Annotated in this window: 15 protein-coding genes; 5 read left to right on the top strand and 10 right to left on the bottom strand. The window is 40.4% G+C overall.

The window, feature by feature from the left end:
* The 6 genes from lpxB to purC form a co-directional block, all read right to left on the bottom strand.
* The gene (gene lpxB, locus H6G25_RS07055; RefSeq protein WP_190391863.1) at positions 1-1158 is read right to left on the bottom strand and encodes a lipid-A-disaccharide synthase; all 1158 of its coding nucleotides are present in this window, start codon (positions 1156-1158) and stop codon (positions 1-3) included.
* 171 nt (positions 1159-1329) lie between these two features.
* Positions 1330-2145 carry an acyl-ACP--UDP-N-acetylglucosamine O-acyltransferase gene (gene lpxA, locus H6G25_RS07050; RefSeq protein ID WP_190391862.1) on the bottom strand — a complete coding sequence of 272 codons (816 nt, stop codon included), beginning with the start codon at positions 2143-2145 and terminating at the stop codon, positions 1330-1332.
* Positions 2146-2337: 192 nt separating this feature from the next.
* A complete protein-coding gene (gene fabZ / locus H6G25_RS07045) occupies positions 2338-2826 on the bottom strand; it encodes a 3-hydroxyacyl-ACP dehydratase FabZ (RefSeq protein ID WP_190391861.1) in 489 nt (162 codons plus the stop codon).
* A 53-nt stretch (positions 2827-2879) separates the two neighbouring features.
* Entirely contained in the window at positions 2880-3728 is an 849-nt protein-coding gene (lpxC, locus tag H6G25_RS07040; protein WP_190391860.1) for a UDP-3-O-acyl-N-acetylglucosamine deacetylase, read from the bottom strand.
* A gap of 91 nt (positions 3729-3819) precedes the next feature.
* The gene (locus H6G25_RS07035; RefSeq protein WP_190391859.1) at positions 3820-6126 is read right to left on the bottom strand and encodes a BamA/TamA family outer membrane protein; all 2307 of its coding nucleotides are present in this window, start codon (positions 6124-6126) and stop codon (positions 3820-3822) included.
* Between the two features lie 80 nt (positions 6127-6206).
* Positions 6207-6932, bottom strand: a complete 726-nt coding sequence (gene purC / locus H6G25_RS07030; protein ID WP_190391858.1) for a phosphoribosylaminoimidazolesuccinocarboxamide synthase — start codon at positions 6930-6932, stop codon at positions 6207-6209.
* 597 nt (positions 6933-7529) lie between these two features.
* Between purC and H6G25_RS07025 the strand changes: the two genes are divergently transcribed.
* Positions 7530-7811: a hypothetical protein gene (locus H6G25_RS07025; RefSeq protein ID WP_190391857.1), complete on the top strand. Its 282-nt coding sequence runs from the start codon at positions 7530-7532 to the stop codon at positions 7809-7811.
* Positions 7812-7896: 85 nt separating this feature from the next.
* Here H6G25_RS07025 and H6G25_RS07020 read toward each other — a convergent pair whose 3' ends face one another.
* From H6G25_RS07020 to H6G25_RS07005, 4 genes are all read right to left on the bottom strand, one after another.
* Complete coding sequence (locus H6G25_RS07020; protein ID WP_190391930.1) at positions 7897-9030, bottom strand: glycosyltransferase family 1 protein; 1134 nt, start codon at positions 9028-9030, stop codon at positions 7897-7899.
* Between the two features lie 170 nt (positions 9031-9200).
* Positions 9201-10355 carry an NAD-dependent epimerase/dehydratase family protein gene (locus H6G25_RS07015; RefSeq protein ID WP_028091029.1) on the bottom strand — a complete coding sequence of 385 codons (1155 nt, stop codon included), beginning with the start codon at positions 10353-10355 and terminating at the stop codon, positions 9201-9203.
* Between the two features lie 128 nt (positions 10356-10483).
* Complete coding sequence (locus H6G25_RS07010; RefSeq protein WP_242034903.1) at positions 10484-11011, bottom strand: hypothetical protein; 528 nt, start codon at positions 11009-11011, stop codon at positions 10484-10486.
* A 309-nt stretch (positions 11012-11320) separates the two neighbouring features.
* On the bottom strand, positions 11321-15238 hold the full coding sequence (locus H6G25_RS07005) for a bluetail domain-containing putative surface protein (protein ID WP_190391856.1): 3918 nt from the start codon (positions 15236-15238) through the stop codon (positions 11321-11323).
* A 343-nt stretch (positions 15239-15581) separates the two neighbouring features.
* Here H6G25_RS07005 and H6G25_RS07000 point away from each other — a divergent pair, with 343 nt between their 5' ends.
* The 4 genes from H6G25_RS07000 to H6G25_RS06985 all read left to right on the top strand — a co-directional run bounded on the left by H6G25_RS07000 (position 15582) and on the right by H6G25_RS06985 (position 18683).
* Complete coding sequence (locus H6G25_RS07000; protein WP_137907001.1) at positions 15582-15929, top strand: hypothetical protein; 348 nt, start codon at positions 15582-15584, stop codon at positions 15927-15929.
* 93 nt (positions 15930-16022) lie between these two features.
* Positions 16023-17534, top strand: a complete 1512-nt coding sequence (locus H6G25_RS06995; RefSeq protein ID WP_028091052.1) for an AAA family ATPase — start codon at positions 16023-16025, stop codon at positions 17532-17534.
* Positions 17535-17678: 144 nt separating this feature from the next.
* Entirely contained in the window at positions 17679-18029 is a 351-nt protein-coding gene (locus tag H6G25_RS06990; protein WP_015081375.1) for a DUF1257 domain-containing protein, read from the top strand.
* A 219-nt stretch (positions 18030-18248) separates the two neighbouring features.
* Positions 18249-18683 (top strand): hypothetical protein, encoded by a 435-nt coding sequence (locus tag H6G25_RS06985; RefSeq protein ID WP_190391855.1) that lies wholly within the window; start codon positions 18249-18251, stop codon positions 18681-18683.
* Positions 18684-18722 lie beyond the last annotated feature (39 nt).

Here is an 18722-nt window from a genome sequence, read left to right as displayed (position 1 = left end):
CTACTTTTTCATTGCTAATATTTCTTTGGCTGTGCGATCGCACACTCCCAATTCTCCCAAAGAATAGCGCATTTCTTGATAATCTGTCAAGGTTTTTTGTCTTTTTTGACAATTCAATAATAATTCCATAGCAGCTTGAGTAATATTCTCTGTTGTGGCTTTTTCCTGTAAAAATTCTGGGACAATTTCGCGCATGACAACTAAATTTACTGGAGAAGCAAAGGGAATTGAACCTTTAAGAATATGACGTGCAATCCAAGCTGTGAGAGGGTGTAGACGATATACTACAACTTGGGGAACATTTAATAATGCTAATTCTAAATTCACAGTTCCCGATTTAGCAATTGCAAAATCAGCCGCTGCGAAAACCTCTCTTTGTTGACCTAATACTACCGTAGCTTTCAAACCATAATCTTTAATTGCCGCTGTAATTGTATTTCTAAATTTTTCCAAAGATAGAGGAATCCAAAAATGGACATAAGGTAATTTAGATTGAATATTTTGGGCGGTTTTAAAAACAATTGGTAATAGATATTTTAATTCTTGATGACGAGAAGCTGGTAACAAAGCAATGGCAATTTCTGCGTCTTTAATTCCTAATTTCTCCCTGGCAATTTCTCGACTGGGTGTGTTTGCCATTCTATCAATTAAAGGATGTCCTACCCAACAGACATTTGCCCCATTTTGTTGATAATATCGCGCTTCTTCTGGAAAAATTGCTAATAGTTTATCTGTAAAACCAACAATGCGGTTAGTATTCTGAAAACCCATTGACCATACCCACTCTTGGGGAGCGATATAATAAGCAACAGGAACATCAGGTAAATTTTCCTTCATGTAAGTCCCAATTCCCAAATTAGGACCCATATAATCAATTAGTACAACCAAATCAGGGGGATATTTTTTTAGGTAGGCGATCGCACTCCGTTGTACTCTTAATGTAGGAATAACATAAGGCAAAGATTCAATCAAACCCATTGAACCAATACCGCTAGTATTACCCAAAATTTTCGCCCCAGCTTGCGCCATTTTCTCCCCACCCAAAGCCACAATTTCTAAGGTCAACCCAACAGCCTCAGCTTGACGTTGAAGTGCTGCAATTAATAACGAACCCTGCAAATCTCCAGAAACTTCACCAGTGCTAATAAATATTCGCATTTTAGATTTTAGATTTTTTACTTCCTTTTCTGTTTTCTTAATTCTTCTTTTCTGCCTTCGTGTCCTTTGCGTCTTTGTGGTTTTTTAAAACTTTATTATTCCCACCAAAATAGAGTCACTAGTAAATTTTGAGGACGGGAAAACCCCGCCCTAGATTTGATTTCCTATTCATTATTCATCACTGAGGTTTTTTTTGCCTTTTCCGGGAATTAAACCTCGTCTTCCTGGCATTTTGGAAAGTAGCAAGAAACGCCGAAGATGTTTTAACTCTTCCGTATCTCCTAAATTTTCTAACTCTTGTAAAGCATCTTTAAACAGTAAATCAGAATGATAAAGAAGACGGAAAGCCTTTTTAATTAATTGAAAATCGCTAATAGCAATCCCTGAACGTTTTAATCCTACCAAATTGAGCGATCGCACTCTTGCGGGATTTCCCTCGACTAACATATAAGGAGGTACATCTCTATCAATGCGTGCCATACCGCCTATCATTGACATTCCCCCAATATGGACAAATTGATGCACACCTAAAACACCGCTTAGTCTAGCTCGTGATTCAATATGTACATGACCCGCTAATGCTACAGAGTTAGCAATAATAACAGAATCTTGAAGCACACAATTATGACCTACATGAACATAAGCCATTAATAAATTGCCATTACCGATCACTGTCGCTTCCCCACGTCCAGTAGCACGGTTAATTGTTACGTACTCACGGATAGAATTATTGTTACCAATTCTTACCCAAGTCGGTTCTCCCAGGTATTTGAGGTCTTGAGGCTGCATACCGATAACAGCGCCAGGAAAAATCTGATTTCCCGTACCAATTTCACAAAGTCCCTCTAAGACAACATGAGGGCCAATCACGGTATCTGCACCAACTCTAACATTCTCTCCTATCACAGCATAAGCACCGACTTGCACTGTTGGGTGGAGTTTTGCGTTAGCATGGATGACAGCAGTTGGATGAATAAGTGTTTTCAAAGGTGAATCTCCCAAAATAAGTGCTTTTTTGTATTAAGTATTTCAGTTAAGAAATCTGTCGGGTAAAGTAAGTTATGTGTGAGGGCGAAAATTGAGAATTAGTCAAAAGTTGTGTTTAATTTATTCAAGTTTGCTGCATGGTGCAAGGTATCTCAACATTAGCCATTGAGATTTGATATTAATGACCAATGACTAACTAATCAAAGAAAACATCAATTCCCCTTCAGCGGCTAATTGTCCATTAACTTCCGCTTTTCCTTGCATTTTTCCAAAACGACGCTGCTTTACCCACAACAGTTCCAATGTCATTACTAATTGATCTCCGGGAACAACTTGACGACGAAAACGAACTTTGTCAATACCGGCAAATACGAATAGTCCTCCTTGTGAATCTGGCATTTGTGTCATTACCACACCCCCCACCTGTGCCATTGCCTCAATAATTAGCACACCGGGCATCAGCGATCGACCTGGAAAATGCCCTTGAAATTGGGGTTCATTAAAGCTAACATTTTTAATACCCACGGCTTTTTTTCCAGGAACATAGTCAATAATCCGATCTACCAGTAAAAATGGATAACGATGGGGTAATAGTTCCTGAATTTCCTCAATACTAAAGGTAGTTTTAATGGTCTGTGGATTGCTTGCTGACGGAGAATTAGATTCAGTAATAGTGGACATTAGTGGTACTTTATGTGAGTTATTAGACACCAAAACAAGTAACTTGGGGAATTTTAGATCAGTTCTAAAATCTTTTTTGCTAGTTTAATGTGTAAATTATGACTAGCCTTGTAAGCCAAAAAATGAGCTATGGGGAAATTTCCCAGCAAACTCAAATCTCCTACTAGATCCAAGATTTTATGACGAACTGGTTCATTTGCAAATCGTAATGGTGGATTTAACCAACCTTGGGAAGCACAAACTAGAGCATTATCTAAACTACCACCTTTAATTAATCCCGATTTTTGTAAATGTTCAATTTGATGCTGTAACCCAAAAGTTCGCGCAGGTGCAATTTCTGAAACAAAGTCAGCAGAAGACTTTTCTAAATCTGTACTCATTAAAAAACTGTGCCATTGATTACCAATCGCCGGCAAATTAAAATCTATACCATAGCTAAAACGAGTTTCTGGTGCGGGTAAAGCGCAAACAAAGGCATCACCCTCATAAATCCAGATAGGTTCAGTAATAATTAAAGGTGCAGTTATTTTCACTACTTTTTGAGAAACTAAACCGACTTCCGCAATTTTCTGACACCAAATTTCAGCCGAACCGTCTAAAAGGGGTATTTCCGGTCCATCAATTTCAATTTTGACATTATCAACCCCCATAGCCGCCAAAGCCGCCAATAAATGCTCTACAGTGCGAACACAGACTTGATTCTTACCCAATTCAGTAGAAAGCACAGTCTGACTCACAGCCGCAATTTGAGCGGGAATAATTGGTGAACGAGGTAAATCTACCCGGACAAAAAAGCGACCACTTCCCGCTGGTGCTGGTAATATTCGGACTTGAGTTTTGACACCACTATGCAACCCCACACCAGTCTGAGTAATTTCCCCAGCTAAGGTATGTTGCTGCATAGTCTCACAATCTGTGATATTGTAATTAGTATTGCCCATATCCTATCTTAAGTAGAAACCCTGATTAATATTGTCCTTATTATTTACCAAATTAAAATCTTTCCCCAATCCCAAAATTAATCCGACTTTCATTATTATCAGTGATCCCGTAATCTATCCGAATAGGTCCTAGTGGTGATTGTATCCGCAAACCTAAACCATAGCCATAACCGTCGCCACTTTTATTTAATAATTGTGCGGCTTTGGTACTAGTTCCCAGGTCACTACCATAATCAAAAAATAGTGCGCCACTGACAACGGAGAAAACGGGGAAACGATACTCAACCGCAGCTTGAACATAACTGCTACCAGATCCTAATCTACCTTCACCATAACCCCGTACCGAGTTACTACCACCCAGAGTAAAGGCTTCATAGGGAGGTAAATCTCCTAAAATCGTCCCACCTTGGACGTTAAATGCGAAAGTTTCCGGTTTTTTACCAAAACCAATCAATTTAATCGGTAAATACTGACTATAGTTACCCCGTAACCTAGTCATAAAGATACTACCTGAACCTACAGGTACAGATTGATCAAGTCCAAAGCTGAGAAAAGAACCTTTTGTAGGTTGTATGGAATTATTGCGGAGATCCCTTTGCGCTCCCAGCTTGAGTAGCAATAAATCATCTTCCCCTGAAGGCGAAACGGTCAAAGGAATTTGATTGGTGATATTACCGCTACCATCAAATAGCGCCCCTTCCGTTCTCAAATTACCGTCAGCATCACGACCAGAAACCCTTTGATACTGTAGTCCAGCGGAAGCCACCCACGTTGCATCTTTGTAAGGATTATCCGATAGAGGACGGGTAAATGTAATACCACCACCTAACCGAGTAATCCGAGGGCTAACCTGTGCATTTGTATTCGTAATATTATTAGGGTCAAAGGTTTCTATGTTTTTATCTTTACCTTCAAAAATCAAAGAAATAGAACGGCGACGGAAAATATTAGTTGTATAAGAAGTGCGATAAGGATCACCAGCAATCCAAGGATCAGTAAATCGCAGATCAAATAGTAGTTCCCGTTCTCCTAACTGTAGCTCTGTCCCCAATTTTTGGTTTCTTCCCCCCAGGTTTTGCTGCTGATAGCTGATAGTTCCAAACAAACCACTAGCGGAACTAATTCCCGCCCCTGCGGCAATAGAACCACTGCTGCGCTCTGCTACATTTATTACCACATTAACTTTACTGGCATCAGTACCGGGGTCAAGGGAAATATTAACATCTTCAAACAGCCCTAAACCAAAAACCCTTTGTAAGTCTCTTTGGACAATGTTACGGTTAAATACCTGCCCAGGTTTTAACTCTACTTCCCTGGTAATTATATAGTCTTTTGTCCGCCCCCGAATTGCTTCTCCCTTCTCGTTTACCTCTTGTCCTTCCTTATCGCGGAATTTAACTTTAACGTTTTCCACTACCCCTTCTGCTATCTGTAGGGTGACAACTCCATTTTCTGAGATTTTCGGTACTCCAATTAAGTTAGCCAATACATAACCTTGGTCTTGATAACGTTTGGTTAATTGTTTGATTCCCTCTTGTAATTCCCGCAAGTTGAGAATTTTGCCATATTGACTACTAAATATTTCCTTGACAGTTTCCGCAGGAAGTACGGAAGCTACACCCGTTCCAGGATTAGCCTCTAATTCTACTTGACTGAGAATAGGATTGGGGGTGACAATAAAACTCACCCGCACACCCAGAGGAGTATCTTCTGGAACTGCTTGCACATTGGAGAAAAGCCCAATTCCCACAATCCCATTAATATCTTCTTGCAGTTGAGAACGGGTTGCTGTCTGTCCCGCTTGCGTACGAATGACTTTGTAAATTTCCGCTTCTAATTCCGGCGTGATTTTTCCCGTCTCTGTTTTCACAACTACTTCTGACACCAACACCCGCGCTTCCGTTGTTTCTGGATTAGGAGATGATGTAGGTGGTGTTGTGGGGAGATTCTGGTTTTCTTGATTAGATTCAGTTCCAGCGGGTTGGGTCGGCTTTGGTTGTGGAACTTGTCCTGTGATCGGAAGTTTTGTGCCGTTTGGCACAATCACAGCGGCATTACTTACTGTTGCTGAATTGGTTGTTAAAACTTTAACAATAGGGTAATCTTGGAGAGATTCTTTTTCTATAATCCCTGGAGCAACCACGGGGAGATTGTCATTATGGGCCACCATGGGGGGATTGCCCCTACCTTCGTTTTTGTCAATTTTATCAGGATTCTGCTTGTCTAACTGGTTTTTATCTACTGTCAAAACTTCTGTTGTCTGAACAGCTTGAGCATTTACTCTCACAGAAGAACCAGCCATGGGGAATGTAATGGCTACCATTGCCACTAATCCCCGTGTTAAACTTGTTTTAATCATTTTTATCTCTACTACCACACACCATTAATCATTAATCGTTCACCATCAACCAGAAAAATTATTTACCATACTCAAGTAGTTTATACTACTTTTAATACTCTCTGCAAAACCTCCTGGTAAGCATCCTCTACATTTCCTAAATCACGACGAAAACGGTCTTTATCCATAATTCGGTTCTCAGGATCGGTTTGGGTTATGTCCCATAAACGACAGGTATCAGGACTAATTTCGTCAGCTAACAGTAATTGCTGTTGTGAGTCCACACCAAATTCAAGTTTAAAGTCTACCAGGGTAATCTGGCATTTTTCCCAAAACTCCTGGAGAAATTTGTTGATTTCCAATGCTAGATGGGTAATTTGATCAACTTGTTCCGGTGTCGCTAATTCTAAAAGCAATAAGCGATCGCGCGTTAGTAAAGGATCACCCAAATAATCATTTTTGTAATAGAACTCCACTAAGGGCTTTGATAAAACTGTACCTGGTATTAACCCAGTTTGCTTACACAAACCACCAGCCGCAATGTTCCTCACCACCACCTCCACGGGGATGATTTTTACAGCTTTTACTCGCATTAGATTCGGGGCTGGGCTATCAATAAAATGAGTTTTAATACCCTGTTTAGCCAATTGTTGAAATACTTGGCTAGAAATGCTACAGTTGATCATCCCCTTGTTCTCAATGCTGCCGCGTTTTTGAGCATTAAAAGCCGTAGCATCGTCTTTAAAATCAGCCAAGAAAATTTCTGGATCTTCTGTAGCGTAGAGAATTTTAGCTTTGCCTTCGTAGAGTTTAGAATTAACAGACATGATAAGATATTAAAAACTGTTTTTGGTAGTGGACGGCTTTGATGAAATCAGCTTCACCATTTTATCTTTAGTTATTAGTCATTGGTGAACAGGACTTTTCGGAATATTTCACCTAACTAAAAAATATGTATAAATCATTAATTCGATTTATTTATATTTATGTAGCTAAATATACTTAATTTTTCCGGCAGGTGGCAGTAACCATGTATCCAATCTGAATGTGTCTGATCTTCTCCCAAAATTTGATTTGCAAAATAAATAAAATATTTTAGAATATACTAATCTATCTTCAGGAATATAGTCATAACTTACAGAAGTTTATATATAATCTGTTGTTAATAAATAAGGGGATCATCAAACATGATCAATTACTCTAAATCTCCACCTATAGCTCATAAAACAACCCAATTAGTGCTAAATCTCGCTTAAGTTCCTGACTTATAAATACATATCCAGGTATTGGATGTAGCAAAAACCGGCAGGGCAAGCATTCTGTTACATTGTATTTTCGTATCGGCTCAATAAGTAGATCTGATGTAGAAAGGGCTATGTAGAAAGGGCTGGTAACGGTATATGTTTTATAGAGCATTTGAGTAAATGGAGAAAAAAATAGTGAGTATCAGTAAAGACGATTTTCTCTATCCCCGTAGTCGCTACTATGGTCATGTAAAACCAGAAAACTTGGTATTCAACGCTAATTTACAGGAGTTTGCTCAAAAAGTTGGCTATATCTGTAACCTAGAAACAGGTGGGAAAATTCCCACTGAGGAAGCATATAAACAAATAAAGTTACTTTGGAAGCAGTTGAAGCAATCAAAAAAACAACTGAAAATAGGCGAACAACCTTCCCAAAATAACAGTTTTGAAGAGGGTAGTTAACTAGTTAATTATCATGTTTTAGCCAAAGATACCGCAGGGTGGAAAAGTCCCTGTGGTTTATTTCACAGGTCACGGAAACCGGTAATTAAGAATTGAATTTTTCATGGTTGAAGACTATTTTTTGATAATAATCTTCAAGTTGTTGTGTAGCAGATGACCATCCCCATTTCTCCGCTTCGGCACGGGCATTTTTACGGATAATATTTATTTCCTGTTTTTCTTTTAACAGATCTATAGTAGCATTAATCGCTTCTTGAATATCAGCTTGGGGATCAAAAAGATATCCATTTACACCATCTGTGACAATATCAGGTATACCTCCAGAACGGGCAGCTACAACTGGACAACCGGAGGCCATGGCTTCTAGCAACACTAACCCCAGTGTTTCTGTACGGGAAGGGAAAATAAAAGCATCAGCACTGGCAAAAGCAGAGCCTAATTCTTTACCCATCAGATAGCCAACAAAATAAGTATTTGTGCCAGCAAAGTGTTTTTCTAAAGCTTGGCGGTGGGGACCATCTCCCACTAATGCTAATCTAGCATCAGGAATAGCTGCTAAAATCGGTTTAATGCGTTCAATTTCCTTTTCTGCTGAAAGACGACCAACATACAATAATAGGGGGCTATCTGGATGATTTTGGGAAAGATGCGATCGCATTTTGTGACTAGCTAAATCGGGAGAAAATAACTCAGTATCTACCCCCCGTTGCCACAAATCTACCCTTTCAATTCCATGTTCGGTAAGTTCCGTCATCATGGCCGTGGAAGTACACAAGTTTAATGCTGCTTGATTATGGCCGACTTTTAGTAACTCCCATAGTAATCCTTCTAACATTCCTAAACCGTAATGTTGCAGATATTGTGGCAAGTGAGTATGATAAGAAGCCACCAAGGGAATTTTCAGAATTTTACTATAAAAAATCCCTGATAATCCTAGAACTGCCGGATTCACAACGTGAATAACATCTGGCTTAAATTCTTCTAGAGCCTGACCAATAGCAGGGCGAGGGAGTGCCATTTTTAACTCTGGATAGAGCGGTAAAGGAAAGCCACTAACCCCGTAAACTTTCGCACCTTTATGTTCAGTTATGCCACCGTCGGGGGCAAATACTAAAACTTGATTACCACTGCGTTGTAAATGGTCAACGGTATGACGGAGGCGTGTCACAATGCCGTCAACTTTTGGCAAAAAGGTTTCTGTAAATAGGGCAATTCGCATAAAAAACCAGAAAGCAGGAGTCAGGATTTCAGGAGTCAGGATTTCAGGAGTCAGGATTTCAGGAGTCAGGATTTCAGGAGTCAGGATTTCAGGAGTCAGGAGTTCAGGAGAAAGAACCATAGAAACTTCTCTCTATAGTCACCTGTCACCTGTCACCTGTCACCTGTCACCTATTTTCGATGCCAAGAAACCTTGGGAAGAATTTGTTTGTGATCAACTCGATTCTGATACTTGACGGCAAAGTTTAATAGAGAATCAAGTAGAGAATCCGAGAGGAGGTGAGGTTGTAAACCCAAATCCAAGAGTTTGGTATTTTTCGCATTGAAATAGTGTTCTTCCTTTTCCACTCTAGGATTATCTATGTGGTTAATATCCACATTTAACCCCATAGCGTTACCGGCTTTTTTCACCATCATTGCCAAATCACCGACACTAAATAGTTCAGTAAATTGGTTAAACACACGAAATTCTCCCGGTTCAGCAGGATTGGCAATAGCTAATTCAATACATCGTACCGTATCCCGAATATCCAAGAAGCCGCGAGTTTGTCCACCTTTACCGTAGACGGTGAGGGGATGTCCTACGGTAGCTTGAATACAGAAGCGGTTCAGTGCTGTACCAAATACACCATCATAATCCAGGCGGTTAATTAACAGTTCATCCATCCCCGTTTCATCGGTTAAGACACCGTAAACTATACCTTGATTTAAGTCTGTAGCCCTTAACCCCCAAATCCGACAAGCAAAATGGATATTATGGCTATCATGGACTTTACTCAAGTGATACATTGAACCGGGCTGCTTAGGATAGGGCAGAGTATCCTTGCGGCCGTTGTGTTCAATCGTGATGTATCCTTCTTCAATGTCAATGTTAGGAGTTCCATACTCACCCATGGTTCCCAATTTCACCAAATGGCAATCTGGGAAATCTTCCCGCATGATGTACAGCAAATTCAACGTGCCAACCACATTATTGACCTGGGTGAGAACAGCGTGTTCACGGTCAATCATGGAAAATGGTGCTGAACGCTGTTCACCAAAATGCACTATCGCAGTTGGCTGAAATTGGTGTAAGGCTTTGTGCAGAAACTCGTAATTAGTAATATCGCCGATAAACAGATCAATAGACTTACTAGTCAAATCTTGCCATCGCTGGAGACGCTGTTGAATTGGTGCGATTGGGGTTAGGGTTTCTACACCCAGTTCATTATCCCAGTGTCGTCGCACCAAACTATCTAAAATGCCAACTTCATAACCTCGATTAGAAAGGTAAAGCGCGGTTGCCCAACCGCAATACCCATCACCACCAATAACCAGGACTTTCATCTTTACCAGTTTTTACTCGCTGATAGCTAAATCTATCAGGTTTATGTCCCCTCTTCATCATTAAATTCTTACTAAGACAGTAATCAGTTAAAAATCAAAAATAAAAAGTAAAAAATAATTCTTACTGCTTACTTAACTACGGACAACTGACTACTGACTAATTTTATACTTTTGAGCAATATAGTAAAACAAGCGATAATAATTTTGAAAGTCTTGACTGTCGCTTTGTCCTTGCCTTGCCAGTAATATTCCAATTCTGCTTGAGTAATGGTCAACTTAATTATAGTCACCTTTTCCTTAACTTCTACCGTCAGGACGCTAAAAACCCCTTGATTTGTCCGAAAATTATATCCTTGTTCTTGATGTTCTTGAGTTTTGGGTGAGAATTTTAATACGGGCTTACTGGCATAAGAGCGAATTTCTACGTTTTCCTTATTTGGTAAAACTAATACAACTCCATCACTGTTGTCTGGGTTTCTTAATTCTTGCCAAGTATGGGGGTAGGGAAACTCAAAACCATAACGATCATTTTTATATGTCTTCCAAGTCACATCTTTAACTTGAAAATCCTTAGCATTACACCCCCAAACAATCAGGCATGAGCCAAGACTTAAAGTAGTAGCATATAGTATCTTTTGGACATAAGTTACACCCATAACAAAATAACTTGTCGAAAAGGACAACAGAAAAGAGACAGGGTAAATAATTTTGCCTATAAACCTAAATTACCATGTTAATATCAGGACTTATGCAAAATATCTCTCAAAACCTCTTTCCTTCGTGATCTTCGCCCCTATCCCTGACGGGACGCTCCGCGAACGTGGTTCATTAGTTCGTAACTTGTGGGTAAGTTCTAAATGTGCCTAAACGTAAAAATGTAAATTATTGCTTATTAGCATAACGATAATGTAGAGATGTTTCATGAAACGTCTCTACATTGTGTTTCACCTCAAGGATACCAGAAGCTACACTAAAGCAGTGGTAAAGTTACTGATTCCTAAAGTACCAGTTAAACCTGTCACCTCAATGATGGCATCAGTAGTGGCACTAAATCCTGCGGTAGCGTCGTTAATAGCGACAAAAGTACGAGTACCAAAGGTAAATTGAGCAGCAGAGTTAGCTGTAAACACAGCAGTAGTTAACCTAGCTGCAATTCCGGTTGCATCAAGTGTTGCCACAGGTGTGGTAACATTATTGAACCCGCTGCGGGCAGTGGTAACGAGGAATAAATCATTGCCAGTAGTAGCATTGAAGTCGGTAATGACATCAAAGATACCCAAGGCAGAATTAGCTAAAGTGCGGTAGTCAAAACGGTCTGCTCCCAGCCCTCCAGTTAAGGTATCTTTTCCAAATCCTCCAGTGAGGATGTCATTACCAGCACCACCGTTGAGGATGTTATTAGCACCGTTACCAGTAATGACGTTATTACCCCCGTTACCAGTACCGTTAATTGCTGCTGTTCCTGTTAAAGTCAGGTTTTCAACGTTAGCAAGAGCCGCAATGGTGTAAGTAACACTAGATTGAATGGTGTCTGTACCTCCATTAGCAAGTTCCGTAATGATGTCAGTGGTGCTATCTACAACGTAAATATCGTCACCAGCACCACCGATTAAGGTATCTGTACCAGCACCACCGTTGAGGATGTTATTAGCACCGTTACCAGTAATGACGTTATTACCCGCGTTACCAGTACCGTTAATTGCTGCTGCTCCTGTCAGTGTTAGGTTTTCAACGTTAGCAAGAGCGGCAATAGTGTAAGTAACACTAGATTGAATGGTATCTGTACCTCCATTAGCAAGTTCCGTAATGGTGTCAGTGGCGCTATCTACAACGTAAATATCATTGCCTAAACCACCAATTAAAATATCTGTACCAGCACCACCGTTGAGGATGTTATTAGCACCGTTACCAGTGATGACGTTATTACCTGCGTTTCCTGTACCGTTAATTGCTGCTGCTCCTGTCAGGGTTAGGTTTTCCACATTCGCTGGTAAAGTCGTGGTGACAGAGGCTGTGAGAGTATCGGTTATCGTCGTAGTAACTGTTGTCACCGCACCAAGACTAGCATTAGTAGGAGAAGACAAAGTTAAAGTAAAGGTTTCATCTGCCTCATTAAGGGAATCATTGAGAATGGGAATATTGATGACTTGACTAGTAGCACCAGGGGCAAAGGTTAGAGTGCCATTGGTGGCGGTGTAGTCTAATCCTGCCGTTGCAGTACCGTTAGCAGTAGCATAGTTAACGCTGACGGTTTGGTTGCTTGCTTGGGAAAGAGTGACGGTGTAGGAGGCGTTTTGAGGAGTGGTTAAACCTTCAACAACAGTCTGATTGCTGGGACTAAGATTAATCGTGGGTAACTGAAAGTAGTTGCCAAAATTAATGCCAGTCAATGTTTGCCCCGCTGTCAAGTTGACTGCATAGGGAGTGGTGGGAGAGGTTTGTCTCCAGCCTGTTTGATTCACTTCCCGGATGGCATATTCTCCTGGTCCTAAGTTGCTGAAGGTATATTGACCATCAGCGTTAGTGACTGTGGAAAGTTCCCAAGGATCTAATTGTCCATTGGTAACGCTATCAATGTAAATTGTCCAACCGGCTAAGGCTCGTTCACCCGTGTCCCAGATACCATTAGCATTAGCATCGTTCCATTTACTGCCTTGGATGCTTCCAAGTTGGATTACTCCCTTGTCATCTTGAAGTACGAAGTCACCAAACTGTTTAGCCGACTTGATAAAGCTTGGATCTCCAGTACGAAGATAATCTATTACTGCACCAACTTGAAATTGTCCTGCCGCAACTCCTGCCGCATTAACCAAAGCAAAAGCAGCAGCTACGGCTTGGGGATCAAAGGGGTCTACAGGTTTGGGATCAATAATAATGTCTGAAGCAAAACTAGAAGCAGCAGCGGTTCGTGTTGTGGTTGTAGGAAAGAGAGATTCTGCCTGAGTAACACGCCAACTATCAGCAAATGTAGTATGGACGATAGGGTTATTTTCCCACTGTCCAGGATTCAATTGTAAGTTAGTACCATCACGCAAGGCAAAGTCATTGCTAGTAATACCGTCGCCATTACCTAAAAGTCCTTGCAACAAACCAAAACGATAATCAGCAGGATTAACATCAATATTAATATAATATCGACTAGTGTTAATCGTATCCTCATAGACAAAAGCTGTTACTAGATCATCGTCATTGGTATTAATAATACCATCTAGACCAGCATAAGTAAAGGTATATTGAGAGCCTTGACGTTTTATCTGACCGATACCCAAATCAAGGGTTTCACCACTCAATAAATTGTAACTTTGTCCATCAATAGATAGTCTTTGATCCTGTGCTAAATCTATATCATAGTTAATAATGTAACCACCAAGATTTATAGCAAAAGCAGTATTGACTGAAGCACCAATCCAATAAGGTGAAGCTTCTTGGCGAGTTTGCACTTGAAAATCATCTATCAGGGATTTGACAAGAATAAACTCCCCAACGGCTTGAAATTCATAGGGTTTTCCATCAAAAGTTGACAGATGTACATCACCCCAACCGTGACCCTTACCGACAACACCCGCAACACTGAAAAAGATGGAAAAATCTTGACCTGTAATAGGGGATACAGAACCTAGCGTCCCACCAACCGTAACCTTGTAAGCACTGTCCCACGGATCTAAACTAGCTGCTGGAATATAAATTTGTTCGATGTAATCAACCGCGTTAATAGTACCGCCAGCAACATTATCTGTTCCATTAAACCCCATACCAGAAGGTAAAAAACTAGCAGTATTGAGCGGTAAAAAACTAGGAGTGTAAATTAAACCACTATTATTCCCCGCTAACGTCAAATTTAAGTTAGCATCCGTGCTAAGACCGCCGCCAGGAACTCCTGTCCAAACTAAAGTTGCTTTAATATAGCTACCTGGAGAACGGGATAAATAACCTAAATTTACAGTTGATCCCTTGAATGTATCCTCAGCAAGTAGTTCTCTTGTTAGGGTGTTTGTCGCATTTCCTAGGTTGTTTGCGAATGAATTAGCAAGGACTAAATTAGCTTGATCTGTGGGTTCCCATAAATTTGTAAAAAATGGACTTGAACCTGGCCCATTTACAGAGGTATGGATAAGTAGTCCTTTCTCCGTGGAATCTAGCGGATCAATCAATGTTGTATTGGGTGCGGCTGGACCATCTAGCGCACCTGTAGGTATGGGAGCATAAGGGATATTAGGAATAATGGCAGGAGTACTGCCAGAAGGTAACAAAATGTTTTTAAACCGCGCCCTGAATGCAACAGGCCCACCAATCGCCGAAGGCATTGTTTGGACATTTTCATACCAAAAATTATCCTTAACATCTTGATTGAATAAGTAAGTCGACGCCAATACTAAGTCGGCTGGTGCAAGCGCTTGCTCTATCTGAATACTCTGTCCACCTACAGTAATTGTTGCCCAGTCATTCTCACCTTTCAAAGTCTGTAATGTCACAGCACTGAGAATATTACCACGCACCAACCTAGAAAAAATGTCTCCCTCATCACCAGCGCTATCCGTCTGATTGATATGAGCATCAATAAAATGCCCGTATTCTTCTAACAAAACCGCAATAATGTCTGTCTCCGTAGCTGTATCAAGAAAATTAGAAGCGAGATAAATCTTATTCGTGCTAGTCCCATAAGCACCACTAGCGTTACCAAGAATGCTACTATCAAGAATTTCAATTTGCGGAAATGAACTAAAATCACCTACAAGCCATTGAGAACGGAGATTTACGGCTACTGTATGGTCATATTGTGTGCCAAATGCTATTTCAAACAAATTCCAGAAGTCATTTAAACCAGCAAAGTTTTTCAGTTGGTTATAGGTCTTGTTGAGAGTGGCCTGAAGAAGATTAGTCATAACATCCTTTCCATCAACTACTTGTTTGCATTTACATTTAATCGATCAAGACTTATGAGACTGGCACTAGCGATCGCCCGGATACATGAAAGTAATCGCTATGTAGTAGCGTAAATGGTTTTTGCGGAAATAAATTTTTGCGGAAATAATTTTTAACATTGGATTTAAATATCGGACTATTATGTATTTAATATTACTTTATTTTTCTATGTAAATCCTAGTCAATAACTATATTATTAAGAAATGTAACAAAATAGCCATTAAAACGGCTTACCATCTTGACAACCAAGAAAAGAACAGATAGAGTGATATACATACCCGGGTAAGACCACTAGAAAGTGATATGCAAACTAAGCAAAAGGTTACGCTATATTTGTCGCCAGAATTGCACAGAAGACTGAAAATTCGTTCTGCTGTTGACTCAGAACCGATGTCAGATATGGCAGAACGAGCGCTTAATTTCTACCTGACGAACTCAGAAGTAGTAGAAGAATTAGAAGCGTCTTCTTATGGGCGAACCCATCGGCTTTATTCCTGTCCTACTTGTGAAACTTCACTGGTGTTACGGAATGGAGAACTAGTGGATTTGGGTAATCCAGCGGGAATAATAGGTGAAGAATGTTTACCTATTGACAACAGAGAAAAAGATCAAACCCATCCTAAGAGTGAGGAAGAATTAGTCCCTTGCTAGATAGGAATTGTTAATGATTAATTCATAGTATGGCTTCAGGCCAGGCTACCGTTATTAGTGCTGTCTCTATAAGGTCTCAAGTAGGTCGATAGTATGAAAGAAGAGCTCAATATTTTAATTCAAGCTCAATACCCTTTAATCTACCTTGTGACCTCCGAGGAAGAACGGGCAGAGCAGGCAATTTTTAAAGTCTCTCAAGAGTTAAAGCCCCAAAGGCGAGTATATGTGTGGACAGTAACTCACGGTATCGTGGAGTACGGTCAACCTCGCAGTACAACCCAACACAATACTGTTTCTCCCGAAGCAGCGATTGATTGGATAATTCGTCAAAAAGAAGCCAGTATATTTATTCTTAAAGATTTACATCCCTTTATTGATGCGCCAGCAACGACTAGATCGCTCCGGGACGCGATCGCTAGTTTCAAAGGAACGCACAAGAACATTATTTTAATGTCCCCTGTGCAACAAGTTCCCATTGAATTAGAAAAAGAAGTTGTTGTTTTAGATTTTCAATTGCCTGACATGGCTGAGTTGAATAAAGTTTTAACTGCCCATCAAGAGCAAAATCGGGAACGACGGCTGACAACCGAGGCGCGAGAAAGGCTTCTTCGAGCGGCTTTAGGTCTAACTAAAGATGAAGCTGAAAAAGTATACCGTAAAGCACAGGTAACAACGGGGCAATTGACGGAAAATGAAGTTAATATAGTTCTGTCTGAAAAAAAACAACTCATCCGCCGTAACGGTATCTTGGAGTACCTCGAAGAAGATGAAACCATTGATGCCGTGGGTGGTTTGGAAGAGTTGAAAACCTGGCTAACCCAGCGCTCGAACGCCTTTACCGAAAGAGCGAGAGAATATGGTTTGCCTCAACCTAAAGGAATGTTAATTCTCGGTGTTCCCGGTTGTGGTAAGTCACTAATTGCTAAAACTACCTCCCGTTTATGGGGTTTACCAATTCTGAGATTAGATATGGGGCGGGTCTACGACGGCTCAATGGTGGGTCGCAGTGAAGCCAACCTGCGGAACGCCCTGAAAACGGCAGAATCAATTTCCCCCACGATTCTGTTTATTGACGAATTGGATAAATCCTTTGCGGGTAGCGGTGGTTCTGGCGATTCTGATGGGGGGACATCAAACAGAATTTTCGGCTCTTTCCTCACCTGGATGCAAGAAAAAAAATCTCCAGTTTTCGTAATGGCCACTGCTAACCGCGTAGAACGCCTACCTGGGGAGTTTTTGAGGAAAGGTCGTTTTGATGAAATTTTCTTTGTGGATCTGCCCACACCTGAAGAACGTCAGGATATCTTCGGTATTCACCTGACCAAACGCCGGGAAGATATTGCTAGATTTGATTTAGGACAACTAGCAAAAATGTCCGATGGCTTTTCGGGGGCAGAAATTGAACAGGCGGTCGTGGCGGCTATGTATGAAGCCTTCGCCCAAGATCGGGAGTTCACCCAATTAGATATTATTGCTGCATTGAAGTCTACTTTGCCGCTGTCACGAACGATGCAAGAACAGGTCACAGCCTTAAGGGACTGGGCCAGACAGCGTGCTAGACCCGCAGCCTCCTCTGTTGCTGAATATCAGCGCATGGAGTTTTAAAAGCTTTCCTCTGCTATATCAGGGGGAAAGGTTAGTCACAAGACTAACAGTTAGAAAAAAGCCGTTCCCAAATCATGCGGCTTCGCTGAAAAAAAAGAACCGTTGTCGTTTTTCTCATCAATCTTCTTATTGGAGGAAACCCAAATGTCTCACTTTAGCACTCTGCGTACCAAGATCACCGATGCCGAAATTCTCAAATCTTCTTTGCGCGACTTGGGTATCAGTGTAAAAACTGAAGCTGATGTTCGTGGTTATAATGGTCAACGTCTCCGCTCCGACATCGTTGCTGTATTGGAAGGCGAGTACGATTTAGGTTGGTCTCGTAACAGTGACGGTTCTTTTGACCTCATTGCTGACCTTTGGGGTGTTGCTAAGAAGCACAACCAGACTGAGTTAATCAACTCTATTAACCAAAAATACGCTGTTAATAAGACTTTGGCTGAAGTAAAACAGCGCGGTCTGCAAAACGCTAACGTTAAGTTGGTATTGCAGTAACAATTTCTCTAGCGCGTTCCCAAAGTGAAACGGGTTAACCTTCTAATCAGCGGTTAGCCCGCTTTTTTTGTGGGTAAATTTTCCATCAGAGTAGACACAACAAAAAAGTTGTGTTATAATCAGATTATCAAATACTTTCAAACACTTTCAAACACTTTCAAACCCACTCAAAGGAGAAGTTCATGTTTACTGTAGTTAACGGAAAAAGGATAACTGAAAATGATCCCAAAGTTCGAGCAAAATGGAAATTTACCTGCTGGTATTCATCCTTCCACCTGGGAAGAAATCAAAGATGTTCTAGCTTTTAATGAAGACCGTCAACAACTTTTAGAAGGTATGAAAAGAGTTAGTGAAATATTAAAACAAGCAGGGTGTAATAGAATTTATATTGGTGGTAGTTTTGTTAGTAGAAAAACATATCCAAAAGACTTTGATATTTGTTGGGATGATGAAAAAGTAGATTTTGAGCTTCTAAGTAATTTAGATATAAACTTATTAGATGCTGGTAGGAATAAAAGACTGTTACAAAAGAGGATTTATGGGGGTGAAATTTTTCCTGCATCAGCTTATGCTAATGATTATGATACTTTTTTAGAATATTTTCAAAAAGATAAGAACCTAAATAATAGAGGAATAGTTGCCATAGATTTATAGAACATCAAACAAAGAATATTACTCTAATTTGGGTAATAT

The sequence above is a fragment of the Dolichospermum sp. FACHB-1091 genome, from assembly GCF_014697585.1.
In the GTDB taxonomy this organism is placed as follows: Bacteria; Cyanobacteriota; Cyanobacteriia; order Cyanobacteriales; family Nostocaceae; genus Dolichospermum.
This window is presented reverse-complemented; position numbering and strand designations above follow the sequence as displayed.